Genomic DNA, 25,096 nt, shown 5'->3' with positions numbered 1-25,096 from the left:
CAGCCGCAATGTGCGGCTGCCTCAAACCTGGCTAAAGGGAAATTTCAGCTCCCAGAAGTTTAGCAAACGCAGCCAGCCAGGCCGGATGAGCAGGCCAGGCAGGTGCTGTAACCAGGTTGCCCTGCACATGGGCCTGATCCACGGGGATATCCATGTAGGTCCCACCAGCCATACGTACATCCGGGCCACACGCCGGGTAAGCACTGCATTCACGTCCGTCCAGAACGCCAGCCGCAGCCAGTAGCTGGGCACCATGGCATACAGCTGCTATCGGCTTGCCTGCGGCGTTGAATGCCTGAACGACCTCAATCACCCTGGAGTCCAGACGCAGATATTCCGGAGCCCTGCCACCCGGTATCACCAGGCCGACATAATCCTCCTCGCGGACATCATCAAAATTATAGGTCAGAGCGAAGTTGTGGCCCGGTTTCTCGCTGTAGGTTTGATCGCCTTCGAAATCATGAATCGCCGTTTTGACGGTGTCGCCGGCCTTCTTGTCCGGACAGACCGCGTGGACTTCATAACCCAGCATGGTGAGAGCCTGAAACGGCACCATGGTTTCGTAATCTTCGGCAAAGTCGCCGGCCAGCAGTAACAGTTTTTTGTCAGACATAATGAGTTCCCCCGCTTGTTTGTGGCAACGAAAGTTCATCATGCGCCACTTTGCGGGGGGAGGGGTAACAGCGGAGTACTACATTTTCCGCTACATTTATTTCGTCATCTGCCCCACGTAGGCCGTCACAAATGCCGTTTCCTGAAACGCCTTTAACCCGGTTTCAACAAACGGTATCGGCAGCGGGTTGGCAGCCAGTGTTGATTTGATCTGGGCAGGGGAAACCAGGCTAACCTCAAGATCCGGAGAGCCGATCAACTGAATAGCGGCTTCAAGTTTGAAACTGACCGCCCCACCGGCAAACTTGCCTTTCTGCATGCGCTCCTTGATTACCACACGATTAACAGCATTGTCCGCCATTAGTCCCGCAAAGCTTTCCTGAAACTGCTTCAGGTCGTCTCGGGAGTGATTCTTCGGCAGCGTCACCTTGCGCACCTTGCTGTCCGGCAGGTTGAACTGACCCCGGTCCAGATTTAAAAAACACAAGACAGCATCACTGCCGGTCAGTTCTACACCGCAAACGTTCATCAAGTGCCCCTTACTACATCATTGTGTGACGCTGCCCGAATAGCAGCGTGTTTTTCAGATTAAATTATCGCGCTATAACCTCGTACATACCGGTTTCATCATCCTTCGTGACTTCTACGTCAAACATCATATGCGAAGGGGTGTCGCCGGTGGGGGAACCAAGCGTTACACTTTTGGTCCCAAGTACCCCATCCCGGAAGGATGCTATCTGGAGCGTGGCAGTACGACCGTCTGCTTCATCATAGTTTGCCACTCCGATCTGGTAAGTACCTACCTGGAGTTTGTCAGATTCGCAGGAGGCGAAGTAATGCTCTGGCCCATTCGCGACAGTATTATCCACATCCAGGTATCCTGAATCGCCGGTCATCGCTTGGTAGAACACGTGAGCACTGGACGCTTCATACACATGAAGGTCAACATCGCCTTCGCCATTCCAGGTAAGCGTAGCGGTAAAGAACCCGGTTTCGGCCTCATCGTCAATCTCCGGAGGCTGCAGGCTGGCGAGTTCAGCTTCAATATCCTGTACCACTGAAGAGCCTATGCCCAGCGCGGGGTTCAGATAGATTTCCAACAAGCCATGACCAAGAATATCCTTCTGCCCATTCAATCCTGCCGGCCGTATCAGGTAACCGGGGATCGTATTCGTAATACTGGCAACGCTGCCAGAAACCCTTAAGGCATTGATAACCAGATCCTTGTCTGCAAGTCGGTGAGGACCATTCAGTGTCGGAGATGCCGGTGCGATGTGCACCAACTTCAATGATTCAGCATCAGTTTTGTTGCTGGCGTAGCTGTATGCAGAATTGGCGAACAGGTTACCTTGGGAGTGTGCAACCAGCAGCAACTGTTTGCCTTCAACAATCCAGGTATCGAGCCTGGATCGATGCTCTGCGTAGTTGGCAAGTGTAGGCGGATTCCCGGCAAGAGTGGTCAGTGTCTGAACAATTTTGGCCTGATACCAATCCATGAAGTCATCGCGCGCATCAGGGATAGTCGTTGCAAGCTCCGCCAGCTTCTCCCACCACTTGCCGCCTCCATTGATTATTTCCAGAGCTAATTCATACCGACCTGCCAGAATTTGTTCATGCTCAAGAACACGCTGTTCAAAGGTTTCAACGAAATCATCGAAGCCATCGGTGTAGTTGTACATCACCTCGTAGCGGATATTTTCCCCATCGCCCCTTTCATCGCCATGAATCCTCCGGAACTCGTTCAGGGCCCGATTAGCCTCCCCTACCGTGGTCTGAACTCCATTAAAAAACGCAAAGATGATGCCCGATTCGCGGCACAGATTCCGTGCTTCGAGACTCTGGGCAACTGCCTGAAATGGGGTAAAGAAAATAACGAGCGCAGAAAGGACGACACTCACAAACTTCCGTGTTTGTTTACTCACAGCTGCTGCCCCCTTCTGGCAATGACCAGGAAGCACCGTCTAGCGCCTTGTTAAACTCCATGTACTTTTTCAGTCGTTCAGCGGTGTTAAACGAGATCGCTTCGAGGTCCCGGGAGACTTCTGCTGGCTCAATGCTGGAAGCGGACGTACCGAAGACCTCATAGATGCAGGCTGTGGCCCGAGAGAGTTTCTGGTTCGATTGCCGGATAGACGTTGGGTCTTGCAGGTCTGCCATCAAGACACTTTGATTGGCTCGGGCGGCTTGATTGGCCGCGTCAACCTGGGCAGCTCCCGAATAGTGCAGAGCAACGTATTCGTCGATGTCATCCCGGATTCCGTTGTTATCTGAGTCCAGGCCCTGAACATCATCACTGCGGTCGAGTTTGGGTATCGCTCCCGTATTTTCCAGTTCCTGAATTGTGGTGGGCGAGTTATCAGAAGGGGTATCAGAGCTGCTGTGTTCATCATTTGAACAAGCAGCAATCGCCAGCACCAAAGGCAGGCACAATAACGTTTTCTTCATCTTCAGCTCCATTGAATGTCAGGGCTCATCATTGAACCCGAGGCAATGATACACAGGCTGCCCCGATCACCTCAATTCACCATAGGATGAATTGAGCTCGCTATTTCGGTTTCCCCGCACTTTAATTGCACCGCAAGCAGTCCCATATTCAATTAGCAACCTCTACATATACCGCACAGGACGCACCTTTAATGAATTCAATTCTCAAGCAGTTCCTGCTCGTCTCCAGCATCTACCTTTTGGCCCCGAGCGCTGGCGCCTTCAGCCTTAATGATGCCATTTCAAGCGGGACACAGGCGCTTTCCACCACAACAGAAGCGACCGGCGAAGCACAACAGTTGGTGGGCAGCCTTCAGGACCAGCTGGGCGTTACCGAAACCCAGGCCATCGGCGGAACCGGCGCGCTGCTGCAACTGGCCCAGAACCAGCTCGGCACCGATACCATGTCCACCCTGACGGATAAAGCCACAGGACTCTCCAGCCTGATGGGCGGCGGCAGCAGCCTGAGTGACAGCCTGCTTTCAAACATCTCATCGATGGATGGTGTTCAGTCAGCCTTCTCTGCCTTGGGGATGGACAGCGCCATGATTCAGCAGTTTGTTCCTGTCATCATGAGCTTCCTGGGGGACCAGGGCATTGGTTCTTCGCTGCTGGGCCAGTTACAGGGTTTGTGGACTCCAGCTGGCTGAGGAGCATACCCTTACAACCTAAAATCCTCCGGAACCCAAGCCGCCATGGCCCAACCAAAACAGATCTACCTTGCCGGCCCGGAAGTGTTCTTCCCGCCCGATGAACATAGAGCCATCGTGGCTGAGAAAAAACGGCTGCTTCAGGCATATGGATTAGACGGGGTCGACCCGCTCGATACGGAGCTGGCCTTTGCAGACGACGATACCAAACCCGCCCGGGGCCACAGGATCTATCAGGCCAATCGGGAACTGATGGACAGTTGCGATGCCATTATCGCCAACCTGACTCCCTTTCGCGGTGTCAGCGCCGATCCGGGCACGGTGTTTGAAGTGGGCTATATGATCGGCCAGGGCAAACCAGCCTTTGGATTTACCCTCGACAATCGCCCCTATTACGAGCGGGCAGGGTCGCATGTGCTCGATGAGCACGGCCATACCATTGAGGATTTCGAGCTGAGCGACAACCTGATGATCGAGGGCGGAATCCACAACTCCGGTGGACAGCTATTCGTTGCAGAACTGGCGGGAGAGCACGGGTTCTTCTCATCCGAGCTGTTTGAGCGCTGCGTTAAGGCCGTGGTGCAACTGAGTAACGGACAATCCAGCGACACTCAGAAAAAGTAGTGACGAACTATCTGCAGAACAAGAAGCAGCGCCACAAGGGGAATAATCCATCGGGAAAGGGTGCCATAACCACGAGACTCACCCTTGGGGGCATATCGCTCAACCAAAGGGACGATGATGATCAACGCTACGAACAGCACCGCGAGAATCGTCAGTAAGGCACCCATAACCCATCAACTCCTTCGGGATTACTCCCACAAGTGATCAGACAGTTTCAGGGTACCGCTTGTTCAGGAAGTCCGCCAAGACGCTGTTTACTTCATCCGGGTGAGACATGTTGGCGGCATGACCTGCCCCCGGAATCACTGTTAACACAGAGTCTGAAATCTGATCCGCCATCAGCTGAGCCCGTTCCAGAGGAATCGCAAGATCCGCGTCGCCGTGGATGATCAGCGTCGGCTGGGTAACTTCCGACAGGCGGCCGGTAAGGTCATCACGGCTCACCAGAGTCTGGAAGTTGTTGCCAATGTGGGCTGACGGTACGGTTTTCCATTTGTTCTGCCAGTATTCGCTCTCCGGGTAGTCTCTCCCGAGGATGATACCTGCGATGGTGGCGCCTACGTCCGGAGTCAGACCCTCGGTCATAAAGGTGTTGATCAGTTGCTCGTAAATCGGCAACTTCTCTTCCTGCTCCCTGCCCGCCTGGCTATCCAGCATCACCAGCGCGGTTACCCGCTCGGGATGCGTCAGCGCACAGCGCAATGACAGAAAACCACCCTGAGACATGCCAACCAGCACGGCATTTTCGATGTCCAGATGAGTGAGCAAGGCAGCAAGGTCATCGGCGGAATCGTAATAGCTGAAAGGGGCTGGCTCTGCCGCCGCTGTCTGGCCGTGGCCACGCTCATCCCAGGTGATACAGCGGAACCGGTCCCGAAAGGCGGCTACCTGGGCGTCAAACATCTCATGGTCCATCAGCAGGCCGTGAGAAAACACGATAACCGGTCCACTACCGCCGGTATCTTCGTAATACAAACGTTGTCCGTTAACGTCGGCAAAAGCCATATCGCACCCTCTTTTGTTTTATTGTCGGATTAGCGTAGGCCCCTATCTTTGTTCAGACTATCCAATCAATCAAGTATCTTTCCGCAGACCGTTCCGAAAACTCACCCTTACCAGGCACCAACCACATAGCCCAGCTTCTCCGGCAACCACAGAGCAATGCCGGGCAGCAGCATCACCACCAGCAAGCTGGCAGCCATGGCCGCAATAAATACCAGCGCCCAGCCGATGGTGTGTTCGAGGCGGATATTGGCTATGCGCGTGGTAACCATCAAATTAACGGCAACCGGCGGTGTGAACTGACCGATCGCAATATTCATGGCCAGCAGAATACCGAACCAGATCGGGTTCCAGCCGAAATGATTCATCAGCGGCAGCACAATCGGGATCAGGATCAGGTAGATCGAAATCGCATCCAGCAGCATGCCGGCAATAAGGACAAGGATCATCACCAATCCGAGCAACACCCACCCGTTTTCAGACAGTGACAACAACGCTTCAGCCAGATGCTGGAAGGTACCCAGCGTGGTGCCTGCCCATGCGAAAATACCTGCCAATGCGATGATAAACATCACCACACCAGACGTAACAGCGGCTTCTGTCATCAGGTTCCAAAGGTCCCGGATACCAAGATTCCGATACAGCAGGCACCCAACAAGCACCCCATAGGTTACCGCCACCACGGCGGCTTCAGTGGGCGTAAACAGCCCCGAACGAAGTCCGCCGAGGATGATGACCGGTGCAAACAACGCGGGAAGAGCCGCCTTGAAACTGGGCCAGAGCGGTGGACGCTCAACAGTTTCCGGATCTTCCCAGCGATACTTCCGGGAAAAATACAGGGCCGGTGCCAGCAGGGATACGCCAGCCAGGATTCCGGGAAACAGCCCTGCGGCAAACAACGCCCTCAGATCCACACCGGGCACCACGATGGAATAAAGAATCAACGCAATAGAAGGCGGAATCAGAATGGCTGTCGATGACGAAGCCGCAATCAGCGACGCAGAGAATGGCTGTGGGTAGCCCGCTTTTTTCATACTCGGCAGCATCACCATCGCTACCGCTGCAGCATCCGCCGGGCCCGAACCACTCATACCCCCCATGATCAGGCATACAAGTACTGCAACAACAGTCAGGCCACCGTGCCGGGGCCCGATAATGGCCTGGGCAAAACGAACCAGACTGGCGGCCACCCCCGCCCTTTCGAAAATCAGGCCAGTAAGGATAAACAGGGGAATGGCGATCAGCGGGTACTTGGCCACGCTGTTGTAGGTGTTCGTTCCAAAGGTTCCCAACATTGCTGGCGGAAGACCGGCCACGATACCCACAACACCACCTACACCAAGCGCCAGTGCCACTGGCACACCCAATAAAAGCGCCAGCAGGAAACTGCCGATCATCAAAAGATCAGGACTCATGGATCACCTCCGGATCATTCTTGCCCCGAAGGCGATCAATAAGATTCTGGGTCGTACGGATAATAATGGCCACAGACAGCAGCGGCAGCCAGATCACGTAGATCCAGTTAGGCAATCCCAGACCGGGAGACAAGGACTCCCACTGGTATTCCTGCAGAGCAAACGTGCTGCCGTACCAGGTCATGATGCCCAGCACGACCACCCCCGCCAGCCACTGCAGAACGTATACAAGTTTGCAGCCCCACACGGGGAGGTAATGTTCGATCAGTTCAATGCGAATATGCTGATTGTGGCGTGCTGCCACAGCTGCCCCCGCAAACGTGAGAACCACCAGACAGAACACCGAAAACTCTTCGGTAAATGCAAACGATGCATCGGTGGCATAGCGGACAATCACATTGCCCAGGCTGATGGCACATATCGCAACCAGCGCGATAGTGGCCAGCCAGGCTTCAGGCCGAAACTTGGGAGAGCGGGAAGACATGTATACTCCGGGTCAGAAAAAACGCCCGCCAATGAAGGCGGGCGCGGTGGTGTGCAGGTCTTATTGGTTGCGGTTGGCAACGGCGTCCTGAGCCTGTTTGATCAGGTCCGCACCAATGCGGGAAGACCACTTGTCGTATACGGACTCAGTGGCCTTGATGAAGGCGTCACGCTGCTCCGGCGTCAGTTCGGTGACTTCCACGCCGCGCTCTTTGATTGAGGCGAGAATGCCATCGACTTCACTCCGGGATTTTTCGATTTCCCACTGGCCAGCATCAACGGCGGCCTGCTTCAGAAGAGCCTGATCTTCGGGCGAGAACTGATCCCAAACGCGGTTGCTGATGGCAAATACCAGCGGGTCTGCCATGTAGTGCCAACGGGTCAGGTATTTCTGACCAACCTGATCAATACGTGCCACATCAAACACAGACAGCGGGTTTTCCTGGCCATCCACAGCGCCGGTCGTCAGGGCCGGCTTGGCATCTGCCCAGCTCATCTGGGTCGGGTTTGCACCCAGAGCGGTGAAGGTATCCTGGAACAGCGGAGAGCCAACCACACGAATTTTCAGCCCGTCCAGATCAGTCGGCTCATCAATGGTCAGTTTGGAGTTAGACAGTTCACGGAAACCATTTTCACCCCACGCCAGCGGGGTTACACCACGCTTTTTAACGGCGGCGAACACCGCCTCACCCGCTTCGCCCTGGGTAATCGCATCGATAGCCGCATAGTCCGGCATCAGGAACGGCAGGGAAAACAGGTTCAGTTCCGGTACCTGAGGGGACCAGTTAATAGTGGAACCCACCGCCATATCAATCAGCCCGGAGCGCATTGCTGAAAACTCTTTGGTCTGGTCACCAGACACTAGCTGGGAGTTGCTGTAAATCTTCATATTGATGCGCCCTTCCGAGCGCTCTTTTACCAGCTCTACCCATTTATCGGCAGCCTGCCCCCAGGGGAAGGCAGACGGAAGCACCGTCGAAACTGTGTATTCATCCTTGTACTGGGCATGGGAAGCAGCACTGAACAGGAGCGTAGCTGCGGCTGTACCAGCCATAAAGGTGCGACGAGTAAACATAGAGCATTCCTTTTTATTGGAATTGGACGGGTCACCGCGAAGCGCTGCGGCGGCAGACTGACAGGCGATTATAGAAATGGAGGTACCGCGAGGCAATAGATGAGAAAGCTACTTATTCGCTAGCAGGGCATGCGATCCACGTTGACGAATTGCCCAAAGCAGTTCTGAATATAAGCCCCGTCACCACGCAGAGAGCTTGCCTCTATGGGCTCAGCCAGGCCACCAGAACAGAACATCTCAAGAGCCGAGATAGAACAGGCAATCCGCTCCGGGATAGAGCGTTACTTTGCCGATTGCAGGGTGCGGGTACCCGGGTTTATTGACCAACATTTTCATTACCCCGGCGCTATCGCCACTAACCGGGTCGCGCTGGGGTGGGACATGCTGCGCGCGCCCGTCAACCTGCTGTGGGCGCCGGTATACGCTATCGCCTGCCTGCTCAGAATCGTGATCCCAAAGCGCAAAGGATTGCGGTGGCTGAACACTCTGCTCGGAAGGATACCGGCCGGTTTCACCACCCGGGTGCAACACCATATATCCAGCCTGATACAGGTCGAATTGCTAAACAATCACCGGGAAGAACCGCTGCTGGAGAGCTATCTGGTGGATGCCCTGGAGACGGTTTACGCCCGACATTCGAGCGACTCTGTTGATCACCGGCAGTTCTCCAGGATGATGGAACCTCTGGTTGCGGAGGCTCTCAGCCAATACCGGGTAACCCGCACCGCATCGGCCGATATCACCAACAGCATTTCCTGCACGGTGCTCGGTGCTTTTGCGTTCCAGAAGTTTACCCCCGGCGGCATAGGGCTCGGTGTGGTGCTCGCCTCTATGCTGGCAAAGACGCTGGCCGCCAGGGATTTCATACTGGGTGAAACCATTGGGGGGTGGTACTACAACCTCTTTCCACCAGAGCCATCTCTGGGAACCATGGCCAGTGTGATGGCTGCAGTCATGGCCGCACTGGCTGCGTTTGCGGCGCTGTCCGGTATGATTTTCGATCCTGTGCAGGCAGCGGTCGGCTTGCATCGCCGGCGCCTGAACAAACTGCTGGATCACCTGGAAAGGGACATCACACAAAGTACCCGGAACAGCTTTCGTCCCAAGGACCAGTTTGTGGCGCGGATACTGGATGCCTACGACATGATCAGAGCGGGGATGCTGTAGGTAACAAGGCAGACCTGCCGCAACCAACAGGCCTGCCTCCATAACATTTTACTTCTTCACATCGACAACCACTTGCTCCAGCGTTCCCTGAAAATCAAAAGGTGGCGTGTAATCGTAAGTGACCGGGGTACCGGTATCGCTGCCAACGTCCTGATTCTCTGAAAGCGAGTATTTGAATGGAGTTGTACGCTCTATCGTGCCACGTCCGGCACGGCGACCGTCCACCAGCAAAGTGACCTCGCCGGACTTGCCCATTTCCTCACCCCCCTGGTAGCTGAACTCCATTTCCAGCTCATGTTCGCCCGCGGGGACATCAACCTCGCTTTCGATTGTGTATACCTGAACATCAATGAAGTTGTGGGCTGCCTTAAGGCGGCCATCCTTCATGTAAAACGCCCAGCCGCCGGTATTGCCACCCTGGGTAAAAATCATCCCGCTGGCCTTCTCATCCACAGTCACATTGGCCGTTATGCTGAACGATTTATTCTTCAGATCAGGTGCTGACGACTCAGGCAGACCAGTGAGCATGCCTTCGTAGACAAACCGGCTTCGATCACCGGCAAGATTCGGTTTGCCGGTAAACTCGGCGCTGAACCGTTCCGCGCCACGCCAGTCCAGGGGCAAGGCCTTGTTCGCGGCTGCCTGGGCCCACCAAAGCGCCTTGAGCTGCTCGAGTTTTTCAGGATATTTATCGGCCAGGTTATCGGCTTGAGAAAAGTCTTCATTCAGATTGTACAACTCCCATTCAGCGGTGAACGGATCAAATTCGCCACGAACCGGGTCCCAAGGCTCAAACGCAAGCGATGCTGCCCACCAGCCATTCTGGTACATACCGCGATTGCTAACCATTTCAAAATACTGGCTGGTACGCACTTCCGGTGCATTGGCATCGGACAGCGTCGAGAGAAAGTCTTTACCCTGAATGGGCGTCTGCACAGTGCCGTTCACGCTACGAGGCTGTGCGACACCTGCGGCTGCCAAAATGGTGGGAGCGACGTCAATCACATGCAGGAACTGGCGGCGTATCTGGCCACCTTTGCTATAACGTTCCGGCCACTTGACCAGCATCGGGTTGCGCACACCACCCAGGTGGCTGGCAACCTGTTTCGTCCACTGGAAAGGAGAGTTCATCGCCCACGCCCAGCCGGACGGGAAGTGGTTGAAGTGCAGTTCGGTACCTATCTCGTCAATCCGAGAGAGCATGTCCTCGGTCTTCATCAGATAAGCATTGAAAAAGGCATTCTCATTCAGAGTGCCATCAAACCCACCCTCTGCGGATGCACCATTATCGCCGATGATATAGATAATCATCGTATTGTCTGCGTCCGGGAGCGTCTCAACGTAATCCAGAACACGACCCACTTGCTGATCGACGTGCTCACCGTAGGCGGCAAACACCTCCATCATCCGGGTGTAGAGCCGTTTCTGATCCGCATTGAGGCTATCCCAGGCGGCCAGGCTGCCTGGTCTGGCCGTTAACTGGGCCGTTTCCGGGATAATGCCCATCTCTTTCTGCCGTTCAAAGGTCTGCTGCCGATAGACATCCCAGCCCATATCGAACTTGCCTTTATACTTGGCAATTAGCTCTTTCGGGGCCTGATGGGGAGAGTGAGTTGCCGCTGGCGCAAGGTAGGCGAACCAGGGTTTGTCTGGCTGGATCGCCTCGATCTCCTTGAGCCAGTTGATTGTATGGTCCGCCAGGTCGACACTCAGGAAGTAGTCGTCTTCCTCCGGTGTGCCAATCGCCGTCTGGTTTTCAAACAGGTAGGGGCGAATCTGATTGGTATCCCCCGCCATGAAACCATAGAAGTAATCAAAGCCCAGCCCGTTTGGCCAGTGGTCGAACGGGCCCACCTTGCTGGTCTCATAGATCGGCGTATTGTGGTTCTTGCCAATCCATGACGTGACGTAGCCGTTCTGCTTCAGCACTTCTGCGACCGTGGCCGTGTCCTTGGGAATGATACCCGTGTAACCGTCGTAACCGGTGGCCAACTCGGTGATCACTCCGGTGCCCGCAACGTTATGGTTACGCCCGGTCAATAACGCGGCCCGGGTTGGTGAACACAGGGCGGTGGTGTGAAAGTTGGTATAGGTAACACCTTCCTCCGCCAGCGTGTTCATTGCAGGCGAAGGCACCCCTCCCCCGGTAACGCTGAACTGGCCAAACCCGACGTCATCCAGAAGTACCAGAAGAACATTGGGCGCACCATCCGGTGCCTTGATGGGCGCGGGAAACTGTGGCGCGGGGGAAAAAATACCAACAGGCCTGATCGGGGATGTGCGTTCAGGCAAGCCAAGGGTAATGTCGTCGCGAATAGCCAAATAAATTTCGTGAAAGGTTAAGCATCCAGGGGACATCCCACTGAGACTTGATCGTCATCAAGCAATAAAAAACCAAACAATAAAAAGCCAAAGGTATGCTTATGAGCCTTCGTATAGACGACATGAATGGACTTCGTCAGACCTTCACTCGTGACGGATTTCAGCTTTCTTACCTCGACACCCATCCCGACGACAGTGCCAGGCCCGTTGTCCTGCTGATCCACGGTTTTCCAGATACGGCTTGCATGTGGGCACCCCAGATCAACGCCCTGACGGACGCAGGATATCGCTGCATTGCCCCCGACACCCTGGGCTGTGGCGAATCAGATATGGGTAACAAAGTGGATGACTACAACATCTTCACTATCATCGGAAACCACATCGCTTTACTCGACCATCTCAACATTGATCAAGTGGATCTGGCAGGGCATGACTGGGGTGCTGTGCAGGCCTGGTTCCTCGCGGCCTATCACCCCAAACGCACCAAGACCCTGTGTGCGATTTCCGTCGGGCACCCTACCGCTTATGCTCGGGCAGGGTTACGTCAGATGATGGCCGGCTGGTACATCGCGTATTTCAATCTTCGAGGCATCAGTGAACGATTCCTGCCCGGCAAGGGCCGTTTCTCCTTGCGTTCAATATTTCGCACTCATCCGAACATAAACGAGGTGATGAAACGCTTCGCGGAACCTGGCCGGCTAATGGCGGCTGTCAATATCTACCGGGCAAACCTTGTCCCCGTGCTGACACGCAGCCACCCCAAAGTGATAGCCCCGACTCTGGGTATCTGGAGTAAAGAGGACGTCTTCCTGACCGAGAAACAGTTGACCGATTCCGAAAAATGGACCACCGGAGACTGGACATACAAGAAAACAGACGGTGCCCACTGGATACCAATCACCGAACCGGAATGGCTGAACGCGCAGCTACTGGGTCACTTTCAGAGATGACGCCAGGACAGCACTAATGCCACCTTACGCGGCCTGCATCGCCAGCCATTGCCGATAGAAATCCACGAACATCCGGACCTTGGCCGGAATGAAGGAGCCCGGCGGGAATACCGCGTAGATACCACCTGAGGGGAGTTGCCAATCCGGCAACAGGGTCACCAGCTCCGGGTGTTGCTCGGCGACATTCCCAGCCAAAACGGACAAGCCAGCTCCGCTCATCACAAGACTGCGTATGGTGCTGGTGCTATCGACCTTGAGGTGGCTATTCATGTGAACCAGAACTCGTTCGCTGCCTTTTTCAAAGGACCAGGTCAATGGGCTGGGCAAGGGCGTGAACTCAACCCACCGATGTCGGCTCAGTTCACTCGGGTGCCCGGGTATTCCCATCTCGCTAAGGTAGCCCGCAGAGGCAACAACCGATTGCTGAAACTCCCCCAATTTCTGGGCTCGAAGGCTTGAGTCTTTCAGCCACCCCATGCGGATGGCCAGGTCAATGCCCTCGTTCACCATGTCTGAAACTTTGTCACCACTCCGAAGCTCTATGGTCAGGTTGGGATGCCGCTGACTAAACCCGGCGGCAGCTGGTGCCAGGCTCTGCTCCGCATGATCTGCCGGAGCAGTAATCCGCAAAGTGCCGCTGAGCATTCTAGCGCTCGTGCCGGCATCACTCAGGGATTCCCCCAACTGTGCCAGCAGGGGCTTACAGGTTTGATAGAGCTGATGGCCCGCCTCTGTGAGGGTAACTTGTCGGGTAGTTCGGTTAAACAGTGCTAGCCCCAGCTGACGTTCGAGCGCTCTGATATTGAGGCTGATCTTGGTTTTCGTGCATCCCAGCCGGTCAGCGGCACGGGTGAAAGATCCCGCCTCCACCGTGGTCACAAACAAAGGCAATACGTTGAGATCGATATCATCAATCATGGTTTAACCGTTATTGATTTCATAACAGTGAATTATTGATTGACCTGTTTTTCGAATCAATAACCAGGCACACAATAACGCAAAAGATCACTAATCATTGAGGACGAACACATGAACATTGCGATTATTGGCGCCAGCGGATTTATCGGTTCCAGCCTGCGTGAAGAGGCCCTGAGCCGAGGCCACACGGTTACTGGCCTGGTAGGCCGCCCGGAGCGCCTTGAGACCAGACCCGGGCTGACCGCACAGCACGCGGATGTACAGAAAACCGAGGCGTTGGCCGAGCAGATTAAAGGTTTCGATGCTGTACTGAGCGCTTTCTCCGGCCATGCACAGGAAGACGTGGAGGGCTACTATACCCGGGGTTTCGACAACATACTGTCAGCGGCCAGGAAAGCTGGCGTAAAACGTCTGATGATGGTGGGCGGGGCAGGCTCCCTGGAAGTGGCCCCCGGAATCCAGCTAATCGATACTCCCGAGTTCCCGAGCGAATACAAAGCCACAGCCGAGGGTGCCCGCTATGCACTCAACCAGCTTCGGGCGCAAGATGATGTCGCCTGGACCATGCTGTCACCAGCGGCCATCATCGCTCCCGGCGAGCGAACCGGATCCTACACACTTGGCAGTCATCAGCTTCTGACCAACACCAATGGGGAAAGCGCCATTTCCGTCGAAGATTACGCAAAAGCCATGATTGATGAAATGGAAGTCCCGCGCCACGAAAATGAGCGCTTCACACTCGCTTACACACAGGAATAAAACCCATCTGAGACAACCCTTTTGCGCCCATCCTGCCTGGGCGCAAAAGTCTTTACAGCAACAGCCTTCAGACCAGTGACTGGCGGGCAGCCCTATGGCACCAGAGCATAAGCCGCCTTCACCTGAATCATCGCAATCTTTGCATCCTCCGGCTTGAGGCCGTGCTTTCGTAGTTGTGGCATCACCATCCGTCCCACCTGCGGGCACCGGGCCCGGGCAATGCCGTGCTTTACAAACATGTCGGCAATAGAACGGGGATCTGCATCGGGACTGGATTTGAGTAATTGCCCGATGTCCCGAGCGCACGCCAGTTCCACAGGGTTTGCGTTCTGTTTACTCCGCCAGGCCACAAACCCGACAATGGCGACAAATAGCAAAATAATCAGGAACTTCATGACACTCTCACTTCTTCAATGAATCCGTTCAGTGGTGCCCACCCGGCCCATGTGCGTGGCCATGGGCCAGCTCTTCCGGATCAGCGGCACGCACGTCGATAATTTCGATATCGAAGGTCAGGGTTTTACCCGCCATCGGGTGGTTGGTATCCACATCCGCAAACTTATGACCAACCTTGGCAACGACTACATGGCGCGGCCCCTGCTCGGTCTGCACTTGAGCAATCATGCCCGCCTTCCAGCGTTTAGCTCCCATGAGATGCTTGATCGGCACACGCTGAATGGCATCTGGCCTGCGGGGGCCATAGGCCTTTTCCGGGGCGATCGTAACGCTGAATATATCCCCAGCCTCACGCCCTTCCATCGCTTCCTCCAGGCCCTGAACAACACCGCCGTGGCCGTGCAGGTAGGCATTGGGCTCGCCGCCACGGGAATTTTCAATGGCGTTGCCTTCATCGTCACTCACGCTATAGTGGAATAAAACCACCTGATTCTTTTCGATTGGCATAAGGCTCTGTGCTCCGTTTCAAAGTTGTCCATTATAACCAGCGAAGGCACCGACTTCTTTATAGAACCGCCACAAAAAAAGCGCCCGCAGGCGCTTCATTGAGAAAGGCGTGTTCCGCATAATCGAGAGGATTACAGCGGCCGCCAGCCATTCTCACTATCAACGAAGGTGATGGAGGTGCTGTCTTCCATAGTGTCACCTTCCTCGAAATCTCCCATGGTCATCTTCAACATGCCCAGAGCCATCTTTTCCAATCCTGATGATTCCGCCATCAGTTCGTCCAGGCCCTTGGTGAAGGTAAGCTCGTAGTTCACATCAACTACGTACCGGTTTTCACCTTCGGCATAGCCGTTCACCTTTTCGAAATCAGAGACTTCCGTGAAGGATTCCGAGTTCATCGCATTCAGGGCAGACTCAATATCGCTATTGCTGGGGGAATCGGAACAACCTGCCAAAAGGGCGAGAGAGAGAACTGCTCCCGCCAGCTTTACTGCTCTGGCTTTCATCGTTTTTTGCCTCTGGGTGGATAGAAACCGGCTGCACCTGCAACCTGGCGCAATCATACATTAAAACCCCGGACCCGATAGCCGTCGCCATCCTAACTTATTGAAAAACATTGTCATATCTGAACAACTCAGGTTACAAATTAACCAAAGGCCAACCTACGCGCCACGAGACACCTCATTCGCCTTACGATAGCCGCCCCGATAATCAAACATCCGTTCCTGCACCAGCCAATAGTGCTTTTGCTTGCGGGCGATCACAAAGTCCGGGGCCGGCAACAGGGCTTGCATCTCAAGCACCTCATCGGCGGTATTGAAGGTTTTCGGGGCCTGGCTATTGGCGAAACGACGCCCGAACAGCTTGTTGAACACGGTGCGCTGACCCGGCTTGCTGAAATCAAAGGATTCGTTGAGCTCTTCCCCGTCCTCACCATGATAGATGATCTTCAATTTGCTGCCGGCAACGCTTAACGTAATCCCGGCACAGCGGATCACCATCGCATCCTTGAGTTTGAGGGCATCCCGGAGCTGATCGTCCGGGTCGATAATGGCCTTTCGACACTGGTGACAGTTACGGGCCGCAATGTCGTTCTCGCCACCACAATGGGGGCATTCCTTGAACCGGAAACGATAGTCACACTGTTGCGCTCGCACGGTCTTCTCAGCCGTCTCAGCAGGCTCCAGCAGCCCTTGGCAACGGCGTCCGTAATGCTCGATCACACGGCCATCACTGTCCGTCTTTCCCCAGAATACATTGGCAAAACCGCAGCCCGGGCAGAACACCTGCACCGGTTCACTGTCCGGATTCGGTTTCGGCTCGCCCACCTCGGGGTGATACAAGTTCACACTGTTACCCGCGTAATCAATCACCAGGCAATCCCTCTTGCCTTCGTCCAGACGGAGCCCACGCCCCACAATCTGCTGGTACAGACTCACCGACTGGGTAGGCCGGAGAATGGCGATAAAGTCCACATGGGGCGCATCAAAACCTGTAGTGAGCACGGAGACATTCACCAGGTACTTTAACTCCCTCTGCTTGAAACGCTGGATCAGCAGATCCCGGTCTTTCAGGTCGGTCGCTCCGGTTACCAACGCCGTTTCCTGCCAGGGCAGATAGCCGGTGATCTCCCGTGCATGGTCTACTGTGGCCGCAAAGATCATCACACCCTGCCGCTCCGCAGCCAGCTCCATCACCTGCTCGATGATGGCTCGGGTTACACGCTTGTGTTTACTGAGAAGCTGATTAACGTCTTTCTCTGCGTATTCGCCAAAGCGATCCCGGGCCAGTGCAGAGAAATCGTATTGCGCCACCGCAGCGTTCACCAATTCAGGCCGGGTGAGGTACCCGCGGTTGATCATGTAGCTCAGCGGCAGTTCATAAATGCAATGCTGAAAAGGCTTATCGTGCTCCTCACCGGAGCCACGAACAAAGCCCCGATAGTGATAGCGATAGATCCAACCCATGGCCAGGCGATAGGGCGTGGCGGTCAGCCCGAGCACCTTGAGGGCGCCATTTTGCTGCCGCAGCAACTCGATGATCCGCTGATACTGGCTGGTGTCCTCACCGCTAACCCGGTGGCACTCATCAATAATGACCAGAGAATACTCATCCCGAAACGCATCCAGATTCGCGGAGACCGACTGCACACTGGCAAAGGTCACCTGATGCTCGTTTTCTTTGCGTTTCAGTCCGGCAGAAAAGATACCACCCGTTAACCCGTAACTCTGGTACTTGGCGTGATTCTGCTCAACCAGTTCCTTTACGTGGGTCAGCACCAGAATCTTGCGGCGGGCCAGGCGGGCCAGCTCAGCAATAACCAGACTTTTTCCCGCACCGGTTGGCAATACGATGACGGCAGACTCATCGGATTTGCGGAAGTGGCTTAACGTGGCGTCGACGGCTTCCTGCTGGTAAGGCCGGAGTTTGAAGGGTACGTTCATGATTCGCGAGCTATATCAGCCTGTCAGCTCCCGACATCGTTAACATCAAAGTGTCTCGCACGTACCGAACTCACATCGACATGAATGTGGCGGCTATTCAGACCGAAATCGGCCACGGCCTTTTTAACAGTGGTTTTAATCTCGCTGTAGGCTCGCTCCTCTTCTTCCGGAACAACCATCAGCATAATGGCAAACACAGACTCTTTGTGGACAACGCCGTCGTAGGCATCCTTGAACGCCTGGCCATCCTCGGCCCAGTATCCGGTCAGCGCTGACACTTCAGACCCACCCAGAACAGTGGCACCGCCAAACGCCTGCGAAAGCTGCCGGGCTATCTGCTCACTCGCCGCAGGGATCTGGCTCGGTTCGGCAGACATAATCACCCAGAAACGAACTCTTTCGCTGCCAGTCATAGCAAACTCCTTTTTCATCAGCGCTTCGCCAGGTAAATATAAACGGAGATCAAGACCAGAATGGTGGTGGACAAAGCGATGGAGCCATCCGGCTGAAGCCATTCGAAAACATCCAGAACCCCCGGAATATCATCTCGCCTGAGGCTCCGGGATGCCGTGGTCAGCGAGATGAACAGGTCGATGACGGCCACTCCACCAATACCCGCAAGGATCAGTTCCACGGACCGGTCAAGCTGGGCCTTGCGTGCTTCTAAAAGCCGCGAGATCTTCGAACGTATCAAGCTCGTGCGCTCCAGAGAACCCTGAATCAGTTCTTCCAGATTCCATGCCGAGTAAGCCGCTCTGACAACGTTGACCCGCTCGGCCTGAACCCCGATCACCGCCTCGTTGAATTCGAGCCGGGTGAATTCCAGATGATCCAGGGTTCTGGTGATGTCCTGCATGAGCTTGTGAAGATCTTTGCTCCGGCGCCTGGAGCTTGCGTAATCATTGAGTTCTGAATAACTCGATTTCAGGATTCCGCCATAGATCGACAGAATCGCATTGTACAGCTGGCAGATGGACAGCCCGCGCAACCAATTCTCCGACTGCGATTCTACATCCTCCGCCAGTGCGAGTATGTTTCCGGAACCCACAAACTGGCGCTCTTCAAGGAGCGTGTCTCGCGACCCCGTATACGATGCCCAGGCTTGCAGGCTGTCTCCAAGCGGGCCATCCAGGGTGTCTGGTTGCGTCACAACGTAACGCCCGGTCCATAGCACATACGACTCCGGCGGTTCTTCCGAATCGAACGATACGTCCTTGAACACCGTCAGTTTCTTCGGATCCCGGAGATAATCCACAGAGCCGGATGCACCTCTGCTCGCGGACTTCGCAAACTCGCGGGCGTAGTTGTGGAAGGCGGGATAAATGGCCTTTTGATAAACCTGCTTGGCAAGGGCAGAGAGCGCCCCGTCCAGACTATGACCATTCAGCAAATCGCAAAGCTGCGTTGCACTGGCCTGAAACGCGACATCCAGTTGAAGCAACGCCACCGTATCATCGTACAAATACAAGCAGCAGCGCTCTATCAACCCTCCATGGTTAGCCAGCAACTGACGGATGTCGTCAGGTAAAGAAACTCCCTCGGTATGAATCGAATAACAATCAAATGGCAGGAATAACGCGGGCAGATTGTCATGTTCAAGCGTTCCGTAACCGCTGGCCCACGGCCACTGGAAGGACTTCAGCGTGGCGGATTCGGCCAGCAGCCTGAGCGAGCTCGCCGTATCACCGGCAGCCGACATCTGCTTCAAAGCGTCCGCCGCACGACGCTCGCTGTCTGCACTGATCGGAGACCGCACGGGCGACAGCGTCCGCACTCTTAACAGATTAGCTTTATTATCTACCAACACTACACCTTCCACCGATGGCAAGACTCATACAGCTCCTCCCTGCAGAGGAGAATGTGAGAGATGAGCTTATAGGCCGCGCCAGCTATGCACAATCGCTCAGCGGCTGCTTGATGGTTTCAGGTACCGGAAAAATCGTGTCGTACGCCCAGGTAAAGAGAAAGGCGTAGAAGAGGTAGAAGACCACAAAGGCGATGTCCATAACCAGTGCTTCCAGCAGGGACAGCCCCAACCACCAGGCAATGACTGGCAGGAAAGCCAGCATCAGCACCGCCTCAAAGCACAAAGCATGAAGAACGCGAAGCCCCAACGTCTTGCGGGTAGTACCACGAGCACGCAACAGAGCGTGGTCAAACAGAAGGTTGAACACATAGTTCCACACCGTCGCCAAACTGGCACCGATGATTGTCAAAACCCCCATAGTCTCTATGGGCATATGGAATATCAGGGTACCCAAAACCGTGCTGAGCAAAATACCAATCACTTCAAAGCTAACGGCCTGGCGAACCCGGTCTGCTGTAGTACGCATGATCACGTCTCAAGAGTTCGGGTCGTCCCGGTTCAGTACTTGGCGGGGTGAGGTCGTCCTCACAATACATCGGGCATTTCAGTGGCCTAAGGCCACAAAGCCAATCAGAATTCTAGGGGATGGGAAAGTAACTCTCCATAGTAGAAAACCGGAGGGCGGACGCCCTCCTGGCTTCATCAGACCGTCGTTATTGGCCTGGTCCTACCACGCAAAATCCGCATTCAGGGTAAACCGGTGGCCAGGGTAATAGCCCTGGCAATTGGCTTCTACGAAGCAGCATCCAGTTCGCTCATTGCCTGCTTGAGCACTTGCACAGACTCGCTATGCTTGCCCTGGCTGTGCAGCGATTGTCCCTGATCCCGGAGTTCCTGAATTCTGGCCTTGGCGTCAGCGTCCAGCTGGGCCGACTGCAGTTGTTGGTCGATTTCATGAACCAGCGTTGGGCACTGCCCGGCAAGGGCACTGCCTGCAAAAAACAAGGTGAATAGAACAGCCACAAGATAACGCATGATGGTTCCTCCTCGTTTGCTCATCTTCATTCAGTCTAGCCTACACCCATACGAATTACCGGGACAGGTTGCAATATTGCCCTTTGAAGTAAAGCAGAGGCTGAGAAGCATCCGTTTCCTGCAGGTTTAACGCTTTCACTTCACCAATCACGATCAGGTGGTCACCTGCGGCATGTTCAGCGTGAATGTCACAATCAAGCCAGTGCAGGCAGCCTGCGATGACCGGATTACCCAGCGGCGATTTCTGCCACTCAACGCCGTGCCACTTGTCTGAGCCTTGCCGGGCGAACTGGTTGGAAATCTCAGCCTGCTCGCCAGACAGGATATTCACGGCGAACCGCCCTGCCCGGCGAATTTTAGGGTAGCTGTACGAACTGGCTTTTACGCTGAATGACACCAGCGGTGGGCTCGTCGACACGCTATAAAACGACTGGCACGTAAAGCCAATTTGCTCGCCATCAATGAGTGATGTGATCACCGTAATACCGGAGGCGTAGTGGCCGAGGGCTTCGCGAAAGCGCAACGGCTCGATAGCCGTATGGGGAAATGACATAGACCTCACCCCCGCGCTAGATCAAAAGTTCTTTGCGAACAATGTCGGCTCCTGCACTCAACGCACTCAGCTTGCCCCTGGCAACCTGACGAGACAAGGGCGTCATGCCGCAGTTGGTGCAAGGGTATAGCTTGTCGGCATCGACAAACCGGAGTGCTTTGCGCAGCGTATCGGCCACTTCCTCGGGTGTCTCAATGACATTGGTTGCCACATCAATGGCCCCCACCATCACTTTTTTACCTCGAATCAGTTTAATCAAATCCATTGGAACACGAGAGCTCTGGCATTCCAGTGATATCAAATCGATATTGGAGGCTTGCAGCTTGGGGAAAATCTCTTCATATTGCCGCCATTCAGACCCCAGCGTCTTTTTCCAGTCTGTATTGGCTTTAATGCCGTAGCCATAGCAAATGTGTACCGCCGTTTCACATTCGAGCCCTTCAATGGCTTTTTCCAGCGCAGCAATTCCCCAGTCATTCACTTCGTCGAAAAACACGTTAAATGCGGGTTCATCAAATTGAATGATATCAACGCCGGCCGCCGCCAGTTCATTGGCTTCCTGATTAAGGATTTTGGCGAATTCCCAGGCCAGCTTTTCCCGGCTTTTATAGTGAGCGTCGTAGAGCGTGTCGATCATCGTCATGGGACCAGGCAGAGCCCACTTGATGGGTTGATCGGTTTGCTCGCGTAAAAACCGGGCATCCTCAACAAACACGGGTTTCTGTCGACTGACAGCCCCCACCACCGTTGGCACACTGGCATCGTAACGATCGCGAATTCTGACGGTTTCACGCTTCTCGAAATCAACGCCATCGAGGTGTTCGATAAACGTGGTAACAAAATGCTGTCGTGTCTGTTCGCCATCACTGACGATATCAATCCCGGCCCGTTGCTGTTCTTGCAACGACACCTTCAGGGCATCCTGTTTGCCTTCAACCAATTCCTGCCCCTGCAATTTCCAGGGCGACCAGAGCGTCTCAGGCTGAGCGAGCCACGAGGGCTTTGGCAAACTGCCGGCGATGGACGTGGGTAACAATTTTTTCACGGTAAATAGCCTTGTGGTTCAGGTAGATCAAAGAGCGTGGTCAGGAATGACATTGGCAGACCATTGTTCAAGAATGGCCCGGTACGGCTTGATGAAACACTGCTCAGCAAATTTTCCCTGTTCCACGGCGAGCCGGCTGCGCTCTTCCCGGTCGTAAACAATATCCGTCACTGAATGGTTCTGGTTCTTCAGATCAGGTTGATAGGATGCGCCTGCCGCCGCATGGGCGTTGTAGATCTCGGGCCGATAAATTCTCTGGAAGGTTTCCATGGTGCTGATGGTGCTGATCAGCTCAAGACTGCTGTAATCATTCAGCAAATCGCCAAAGAAATAGAAAGCCAAAGGCGCAACGCTGCCTGCTGGCATGAAATAGCGAACCTGCAACCCCATTTTCCTGAAATAGCGCTCGGTCAGAGAGGATTCGTTGGGCAGGTATTCCACACCCAATACCGGGTGCTCGTTGTCTGTCCGGCGGTAGATCTTACTATCTGAAACGCTCAGGCAGATCACCGGCGGCTTGGCAAAACTTTCCTTGTAGGCCTTCGAGTTCACGAAATGCTTGAAGAGCTTTCCATGCAGATCCCCAAAGTTCTCTGGAATGCTGAATGTCGGTTGGTCCTTGTTGTGCTCCAGCAGCCATACGCTGAAGTCATAATCGCGCACGTAGGAGGAAAAGTTGTTCCCCAGAATGCCTTCAATGCGCTTGTTGGTTTTGCGATCGACAATGTTCGTCTTCAACACTTCAATCGCCGGGAAGGTGTCGCGCTTGCTTTGGCCATCCACCGTCAAATCCACGGAAACGATTTCAAGCTCGACAGAGTAACGATCCCCGTTCGGATTATCCCAATGCGCCAGGGCATTGAACCGGTCGTCAATCATCCTCAGGGCATTGCGCAAATTCTCCTGGCGCCTCTCCCCTCTGGCCAGGTTGGCGAAGTTGGTGGTAATCCGCGTGCTGTCCGACGGCTTATAGTTTTCGTCGAAACGAAGGCGCTTGATGGCGAATGTGAAGTCGTGGTTCATGGCGATCCCGTATCCTGATTCCTGAGATAAATCCTGAGCGCATTCTAGGTCGGGCCAAAGATGAATAAAAATGATTTAATATCATTAAATCATTACTTTCACTCATGCCATGAAGCGCAGCCAGGATGCAGCTTTCCCTGAAACCGGATACAGGTTTATAGAGTTTTCCGCCGCAGATGATTCATTCTGCTGTCATCTCTGCAAGCGTCGCGTGATCATCGCGATAGGGATCCGGGCGATAGCTCAGCACGCCATTTGCGTCTGCTTCCGCCGTCCAGTAGGCCATCAGTACGGGGATTCCCCGTGGCAGGTGAACATTCTCCGAAGCCCCCCTGGACCGCACCTGCTCCACTTTCCGCCAGGCCTTGGGCGAAGAGACCTCGAACAGGGTTTGAGCGAGGGTCATGGCATCTTCTACGCGAACACAGCCGGAGCTATAGAAGCGGTCATTGGTGTTGAACAACCAGGTGCTGGGGGTATCGTGGAGATAGACCGCAAACGGGTTGGAGAAGCGGATCACCACCTCGCCCAGGGCATTATTGGGACCCGGCGCCTGGCGCAGCAGAATCCCCCGGGGGTTGTTCCAGTTAACGTCAGAGGCTGACAGCTCCTCGCCCTGGTAGTTGTAGATGCCGATGTTGCGCTGTTTGAGGTAGTCCGGATTGCTGAGAATGTGAGGCAGCTGGTCTTTTACAAAAATCGAGGTGGGAATGGTCCAGCTGGGGTTCACAGTGATGTGAGTAATCACTGACTTCAGCTTCGGTGTCTGGCGCAGCGGCCGCCCAACCTGAGCCCTGCCAGACCAGGCCAGCTCGCCCTTGTTGTAGAACTCCAACCGGGCCGCAGCGATGTCCACCAGCAGCAGAGTATCATCCATATCCGCCGCCAGGCGTCGCAGACGATCCAGATTGGAACGAATCTGCTCCAGGCGCTCTTCAGGCTGAACGTTGAGCTGCGCCAGGGTCTGCGCACCGACTTTTCCGTCCACATCCAGATAATGCCGGCGCTGAAACGTCTCAATGGCACGGGTGACTGATTCGTCGAACCGGTTGTTCTCGATAGTGCCGGAGGTACCGGTGCTCTCCAGATACTGCTCCGCTAACAGCCGCTGTTTGAGAATGCCGACTCTGGGGGACTTCTGCCCTTGCTCCAGGGTGGCGCCATCGGGAATCATCGGCCAACTCTCTGGCAGGTTTTCCCGAGCGGTCAGATAGGCCTGTCGCAAATTGGTATACCGATCCAGATCCGGGCGGGCCTGTTCAAACGCCTGCGGTAAACTCTCCAGCCCCAATGCCGCCAATTCCATCAGCTCGCTCAGGCGCCGTCGCTCGCCCAGCATCGGGGCGTACCAGATCTCATCCGAGGTTTCTGTTTGCACGCGGCCAAATCGCAAGTCAGCCAATGCACTTAAATAAGCGTAGCTGGCCAGTTCGGCATCGCAGGCAAGCACTGCGCCCCAGGTGCCCTGAAACTCGCGAATATCCTTCAGTACCGGCACAAAGTAATCGGCGGGTGCCAGGCCATCACCCTCCAAAGTCTGTAACTGCTCGATCAGCGCACTCAGGCGCGGCTCGGAATTCCAGAAGTCGTCGCCCATGGCTTTGCCGAAACCAGACACCGACTCACCGAGCACGCCGGAGTCTTGCGGCAAAGCCACGCAGTCTTCGGGCTCCATACGAAAACTCGCAGAGCCCACCGCAGGGAACAGACAGGCGAGTGCGAGCAGAGCAATCAGCAGGGGGTGAACGTTATGTTTTGTATAAAAAACGTACATGTTGATGGCCGCCTCGGAATTCTTTGTTAGAATCCGGCAAATTTACTGGCA

General features: G+C 54.8%; 28 protein-coding genes. 5 read left to right on the top strand and 23 right to left on the bottom strand.

Annotation, left to right across the window (positions count from 1 at the left end; translation table 11 throughout):
- Positions 1-31: 31 nt before the first annotated feature.
- The 4 genes from FWJ25_RS02930 to FWJ25_RS02915 all read right to left on the bottom strand — a co-directional run bounded on the left by FWJ25_RS02930 (position 32) and on the right by FWJ25_RS02915 (position 3,057).
- On the bottom strand, positions 32-613 hold the full coding sequence (locus FWJ25_RS02930) for a DJ-1/PfpI family protein (protein WP_149598729.1): 582 nt from the start codon (positions 611-613) through the stop codon (positions 32-34).
- 96 nt (positions 614-709) lie between these two features.
- Positions 710-1,141, bottom strand: coding sequence for a DUF3010 family protein (locus tag FWJ25_RS02925; protein WP_149598728.1), 432 nt, complete (start codon positions 1,139-1,141; stop codon positions 710-712).
- Between the two features lie 64 nt (positions 1,142-1,205).
- A complete protein-coding gene (locus FWJ25_RS02920; protein ID WP_149598727.1) occupies positions 1,206-2,534 on the bottom strand; it encodes a DUF2135 domain-containing protein in 1,329 nt (442 codons plus the stop codon).
- Positions 2,527-3,057, bottom strand: a complete 531-nt coding sequence (locus tag FWJ25_RS02915; RefSeq protein ID WP_149598726.1) for a hypothetical protein — start codon at positions 3,055-3,057, stop codon at positions 2,527-2,529. Before FWJ25_RS02915 ends, FWJ25_RS02920 begins: the two co-directional genes overlap by 8 nt.
- A 191-nt stretch (positions 3,058-3,248) precedes the next feature.
- On the opposite strand from FWJ25_RS02915, the gene FWJ25_RS02910 reads away from it, so the two are divergent.
- The gene (locus tag FWJ25_RS02910) at positions 3,249-3,746 is read left to right on the top strand and encodes a DUF2780 domain-containing protein (RefSeq protein ID WP_149598725.1); all 498 of its coding nucleotides are present in this window, start codon (positions 3,249-3,251) and stop codon (positions 3,744-3,746) included.
- Positions 3,747-3,791: 45 nt separating this feature from the next.
- Complete coding sequence (locus FWJ25_RS02905; RefSeq protein ID WP_149598724.1) at positions 3,792-4,370, top strand: nucleoside 2-deoxyribosyltransferase; 579 nt, start codon at positions 3,792-3,794, stop codon at positions 4,368-4,370.
- On the opposite strand, the gene FWJ25_RS02900 is transcribed toward FWJ25_RS02905, so the two are convergent.
- The 5 genes from FWJ25_RS02900 to FWJ25_RS02880 all read right to left on the bottom strand — a co-directional run bounded on the left by FWJ25_RS02900 (position 4,358) and on the right by FWJ25_RS02880 (position 8,345).
- The gene (locus FWJ25_RS02900) at positions 4,358-4,537 is read right to left on the bottom strand and encodes a hypothetical protein (RefSeq protein WP_149598723.1); all 180 of its coding nucleotides are present in this window, start codon (positions 4,535-4,537) and stop codon (positions 4,358-4,360) included. The genes FWJ25_RS02905 and FWJ25_RS02900 overlap by 13 nt on opposite strands.
- Positions 4,538-4,574: 37 nt before the next feature.
- A complete protein-coding gene (locus FWJ25_RS02895; protein ID WP_149598722.1) occupies positions 4,575-5,375 on the bottom strand; it encodes an alpha/beta fold hydrolase in 801 nt (266 codons plus the stop codon).
- A 107-nt stretch (positions 5,376-5,482) separates the two neighbouring features.
- A complete protein-coding gene (locus FWJ25_RS02890; RefSeq protein ID WP_149598721.1) occupies positions 5,483-6,787 on the bottom strand; it encodes a TRAP transporter large permease in 1,305 nt (434 codons plus the stop codon).
- The gene (locus FWJ25_RS02885; protein ID WP_149598720.1) at positions 6,777-7,271 is read right to left on the bottom strand and encodes a TRAP transporter small permease; all 495 of its coding nucleotides are present in this window, start codon (positions 7,269-7,271) and stop codon (positions 6,777-6,779) included. The genes FWJ25_RS02890 and FWJ25_RS02885 overlap by 11 nt, the downstream gene beginning before the upstream one ends.
- A 60-nt stretch (positions 7,272-7,331) precedes the next feature.
- Positions 7,332-8,345 (bottom strand): DctP family TRAP transporter solute-binding subunit, encoded by a 1,014-nt coding sequence (locus FWJ25_RS02880; protein WP_188093548.1) that lies wholly within the window; start codon positions 8,343-8,345, stop codon positions 7,332-7,334.
- A gap of 204 nt (positions 8,346-8,549) precedes the next feature.
- Between FWJ25_RS02880 and FWJ25_RS02875 the strand changes: the two genes are divergently transcribed.
- The gene (locus FWJ25_RS02875; protein ID WP_149598719.1) at positions 8,550-9,512 is read left to right on the top strand and encodes a DUF6635 family protein; all 963 of its coding nucleotides are present in this window, start codon (positions 8,550-8,552) and stop codon (positions 9,510-9,512) included.
- A 48-nt stretch (positions 9,513-9,560) separates the two neighbouring features.
- Here the strand turns inward: FWJ25_RS02875 and FWJ25_RS02870 are convergent, their stop codons facing one another.
- Complete coding sequence (locus FWJ25_RS02870) at positions 9,561-11,834, bottom strand: arylsulfatase (protein ID WP_246166632.1); 2,274 nt, start codon at positions 11,832-11,834, stop codon at positions 9,561-9,563.
- A gap of 101 nt (positions 11,835-11,935) precedes the next feature.
- Between FWJ25_RS02870 and FWJ25_RS02865 the strand changes: the two genes are divergently transcribed.
- On the top strand, positions 11,936-12,784 hold the full coding sequence (locus FWJ25_RS02865) for an alpha/beta fold hydrolase (protein WP_188093547.1): 849 nt from the start codon (positions 11,936-11,938) through the stop codon (positions 12,782-12,784).
- 24 nt (positions 12,785-12,808) lie between these two features.
- Here FWJ25_RS02865 and FWJ25_RS02860 read toward each other — a convergent pair whose 3' ends face one another.
- Positions 12,809-13,702, bottom strand: coding sequence for a LysR family transcriptional regulator (locus FWJ25_RS02860; RefSeq protein WP_149598716.1), 894 nt, complete (start codon positions 13,700-13,702; stop codon positions 12,809-12,811).
- Positions 13,703-13,813: 111 nt separating this feature from the next.
- Here FWJ25_RS02860 and FWJ25_RS02855 point away from each other — a divergent pair, with 111 nt between their 5' ends.
- Positions 13,814-14,461: an NAD(P)-dependent oxidoreductase gene (locus FWJ25_RS02855; RefSeq protein WP_149598715.1), complete on the top strand. Its 648-nt coding sequence runs from the start codon at positions 13,814-13,816 to the stop codon at positions 14,459-14,461.
- A 92-nt stretch (positions 14,462-14,553) separates the two neighbouring features.
- Here FWJ25_RS02855 and FWJ25_RS02850 read toward each other — a convergent pair whose 3' ends face one another.
- From FWJ25_RS02850 to FWJ25_RS02795, 12 genes are all read right to left on the bottom strand, one after another.
- Positions 14,554-14,856 carry a hypothetical protein gene (locus FWJ25_RS02850; protein WP_149598714.1) on the bottom strand — a complete coding sequence of 101 codons (303 nt, stop codon included), beginning with the start codon at positions 14,854-14,856 and terminating at the stop codon, positions 14,554-14,556.
- A gap of 28 nt (positions 14,857-14,884) precedes the next feature.
- Positions 14,885-15,364, bottom strand: coding sequence for an FKBP-type peptidyl-prolyl cis-trans isomerase (locus FWJ25_RS02845; RefSeq protein ID WP_149598713.1), 480 nt, complete (start codon positions 15,362-15,364; stop codon positions 14,885-14,887).
- Positions 15,365-15,495: 131 nt separating this feature from the next.
- Positions 15,496-15,870, bottom strand: a complete 375-nt coding sequence (locus FWJ25_RS02840; RefSeq protein WP_149598712.1) for a hypothetical protein — start codon at positions 15,868-15,870, stop codon at positions 15,496-15,498.
- A gap of 156 nt (positions 15,871-16,026) precedes the next feature.
- Positions 16,027-17,808, bottom strand: coding sequence for a DNA repair helicase RadD (radD, locus tag FWJ25_RS02835; RefSeq protein WP_149598711.1), 1,782 nt, complete (start codon positions 17,806-17,808; stop codon positions 16,027-16,029).
- 23 nt (positions 17,809-17,831) lie between these two features.
- The gene (locus tag FWJ25_RS02830; RefSeq protein ID WP_149598710.1) at positions 17,832-18,221 is read right to left on the bottom strand and encodes a hypothetical protein; all 390 of its coding nucleotides are present in this window, start codon (positions 18,219-18,221) and stop codon (positions 17,832-17,834) included.
- Between the two features lie 17 nt (positions 18,222-18,238).
- Positions 18,239-19,564: a hypothetical protein gene (locus FWJ25_RS02825; RefSeq protein WP_149598709.1), complete on the bottom strand. Its 1,326-nt coding sequence runs from the start codon at positions 19,562-19,564 to the stop codon at positions 18,239-18,241.
- A 133-nt stretch (positions 19,565-19,697) separates the two neighbouring features.
- Positions 19,698-20,141 carry a PACE efflux transporter gene (locus tag FWJ25_RS02820; RefSeq protein WP_149598708.1) on the bottom strand — a complete coding sequence of 148 codons (444 nt, stop codon included), beginning with the start codon at positions 20,139-20,141 and terminating at the stop codon, positions 19,698-19,700.
- Positions 20,142-20,407: 266 nt separating this feature from the next.
- Positions 20,408-20,650 (bottom strand): PA2433 domain-containing protein, encoded by a 243-nt coding sequence (locus FWJ25_RS02815; RefSeq protein ID WP_149598707.1) that lies wholly within the window; start codon positions 20,648-20,650, stop codon positions 20,408-20,410.
- Positions 20,651-20,705: 55 nt separating this feature from the next.
- Positions 20,706-21,203 carry a flavin reductase family protein gene (locus FWJ25_RS02810; protein WP_149598706.1) on the bottom strand — a complete coding sequence of 166 codons (498 nt, stop codon included), beginning with the start codon at positions 21,201-21,203 and terminating at the stop codon, positions 20,706-20,708.
- A gap of 16 nt (positions 21,204-21,219) precedes the next feature.
- Positions 21,220-22,248, bottom strand: a complete 1,029-nt coding sequence (locus FWJ25_RS02805) for a methionine synthase (protein WP_149598705.1) — start codon at positions 22,246-22,248, stop codon at positions 21,220-21,222.
- Between the two features lie 27 nt (positions 22,249-22,275).
- Entirely contained in the window at positions 22,276-23,271 is a 996-nt protein-coding gene (locus FWJ25_RS02800) for a DUF1852 domain-containing protein (protein WP_149598704.1), read from the bottom strand.
- A gap of 181 nt (positions 23,272-23,452) precedes the next feature.
- Complete coding sequence (locus tag FWJ25_RS02795) at positions 23,453-25,045, bottom strand: L,D-transpeptidase family protein (protein ID WP_149598703.1); 1,593 nt, start codon at positions 25,043-25,045, stop codon at positions 23,453-23,455.
- Between the last annotated feature and the right edge of the window lie 51 nt (positions 25,046-25,096).

The sequence above is a fragment of the Marinobacter salinexigens genome, assembly GCF_008370345.1.
Taxonomy (GTDB): Bacteria; Pseudomonadota; Gammaproteobacteria; order Pseudomonadales; family Oleiphilaceae; genus Marinobacter; species Marinobacter salinexigens.
Note: the sequence above shows the minus strand (reverse complement) of the source record. Positions and strands in the feature narration are given on the sequence as shown.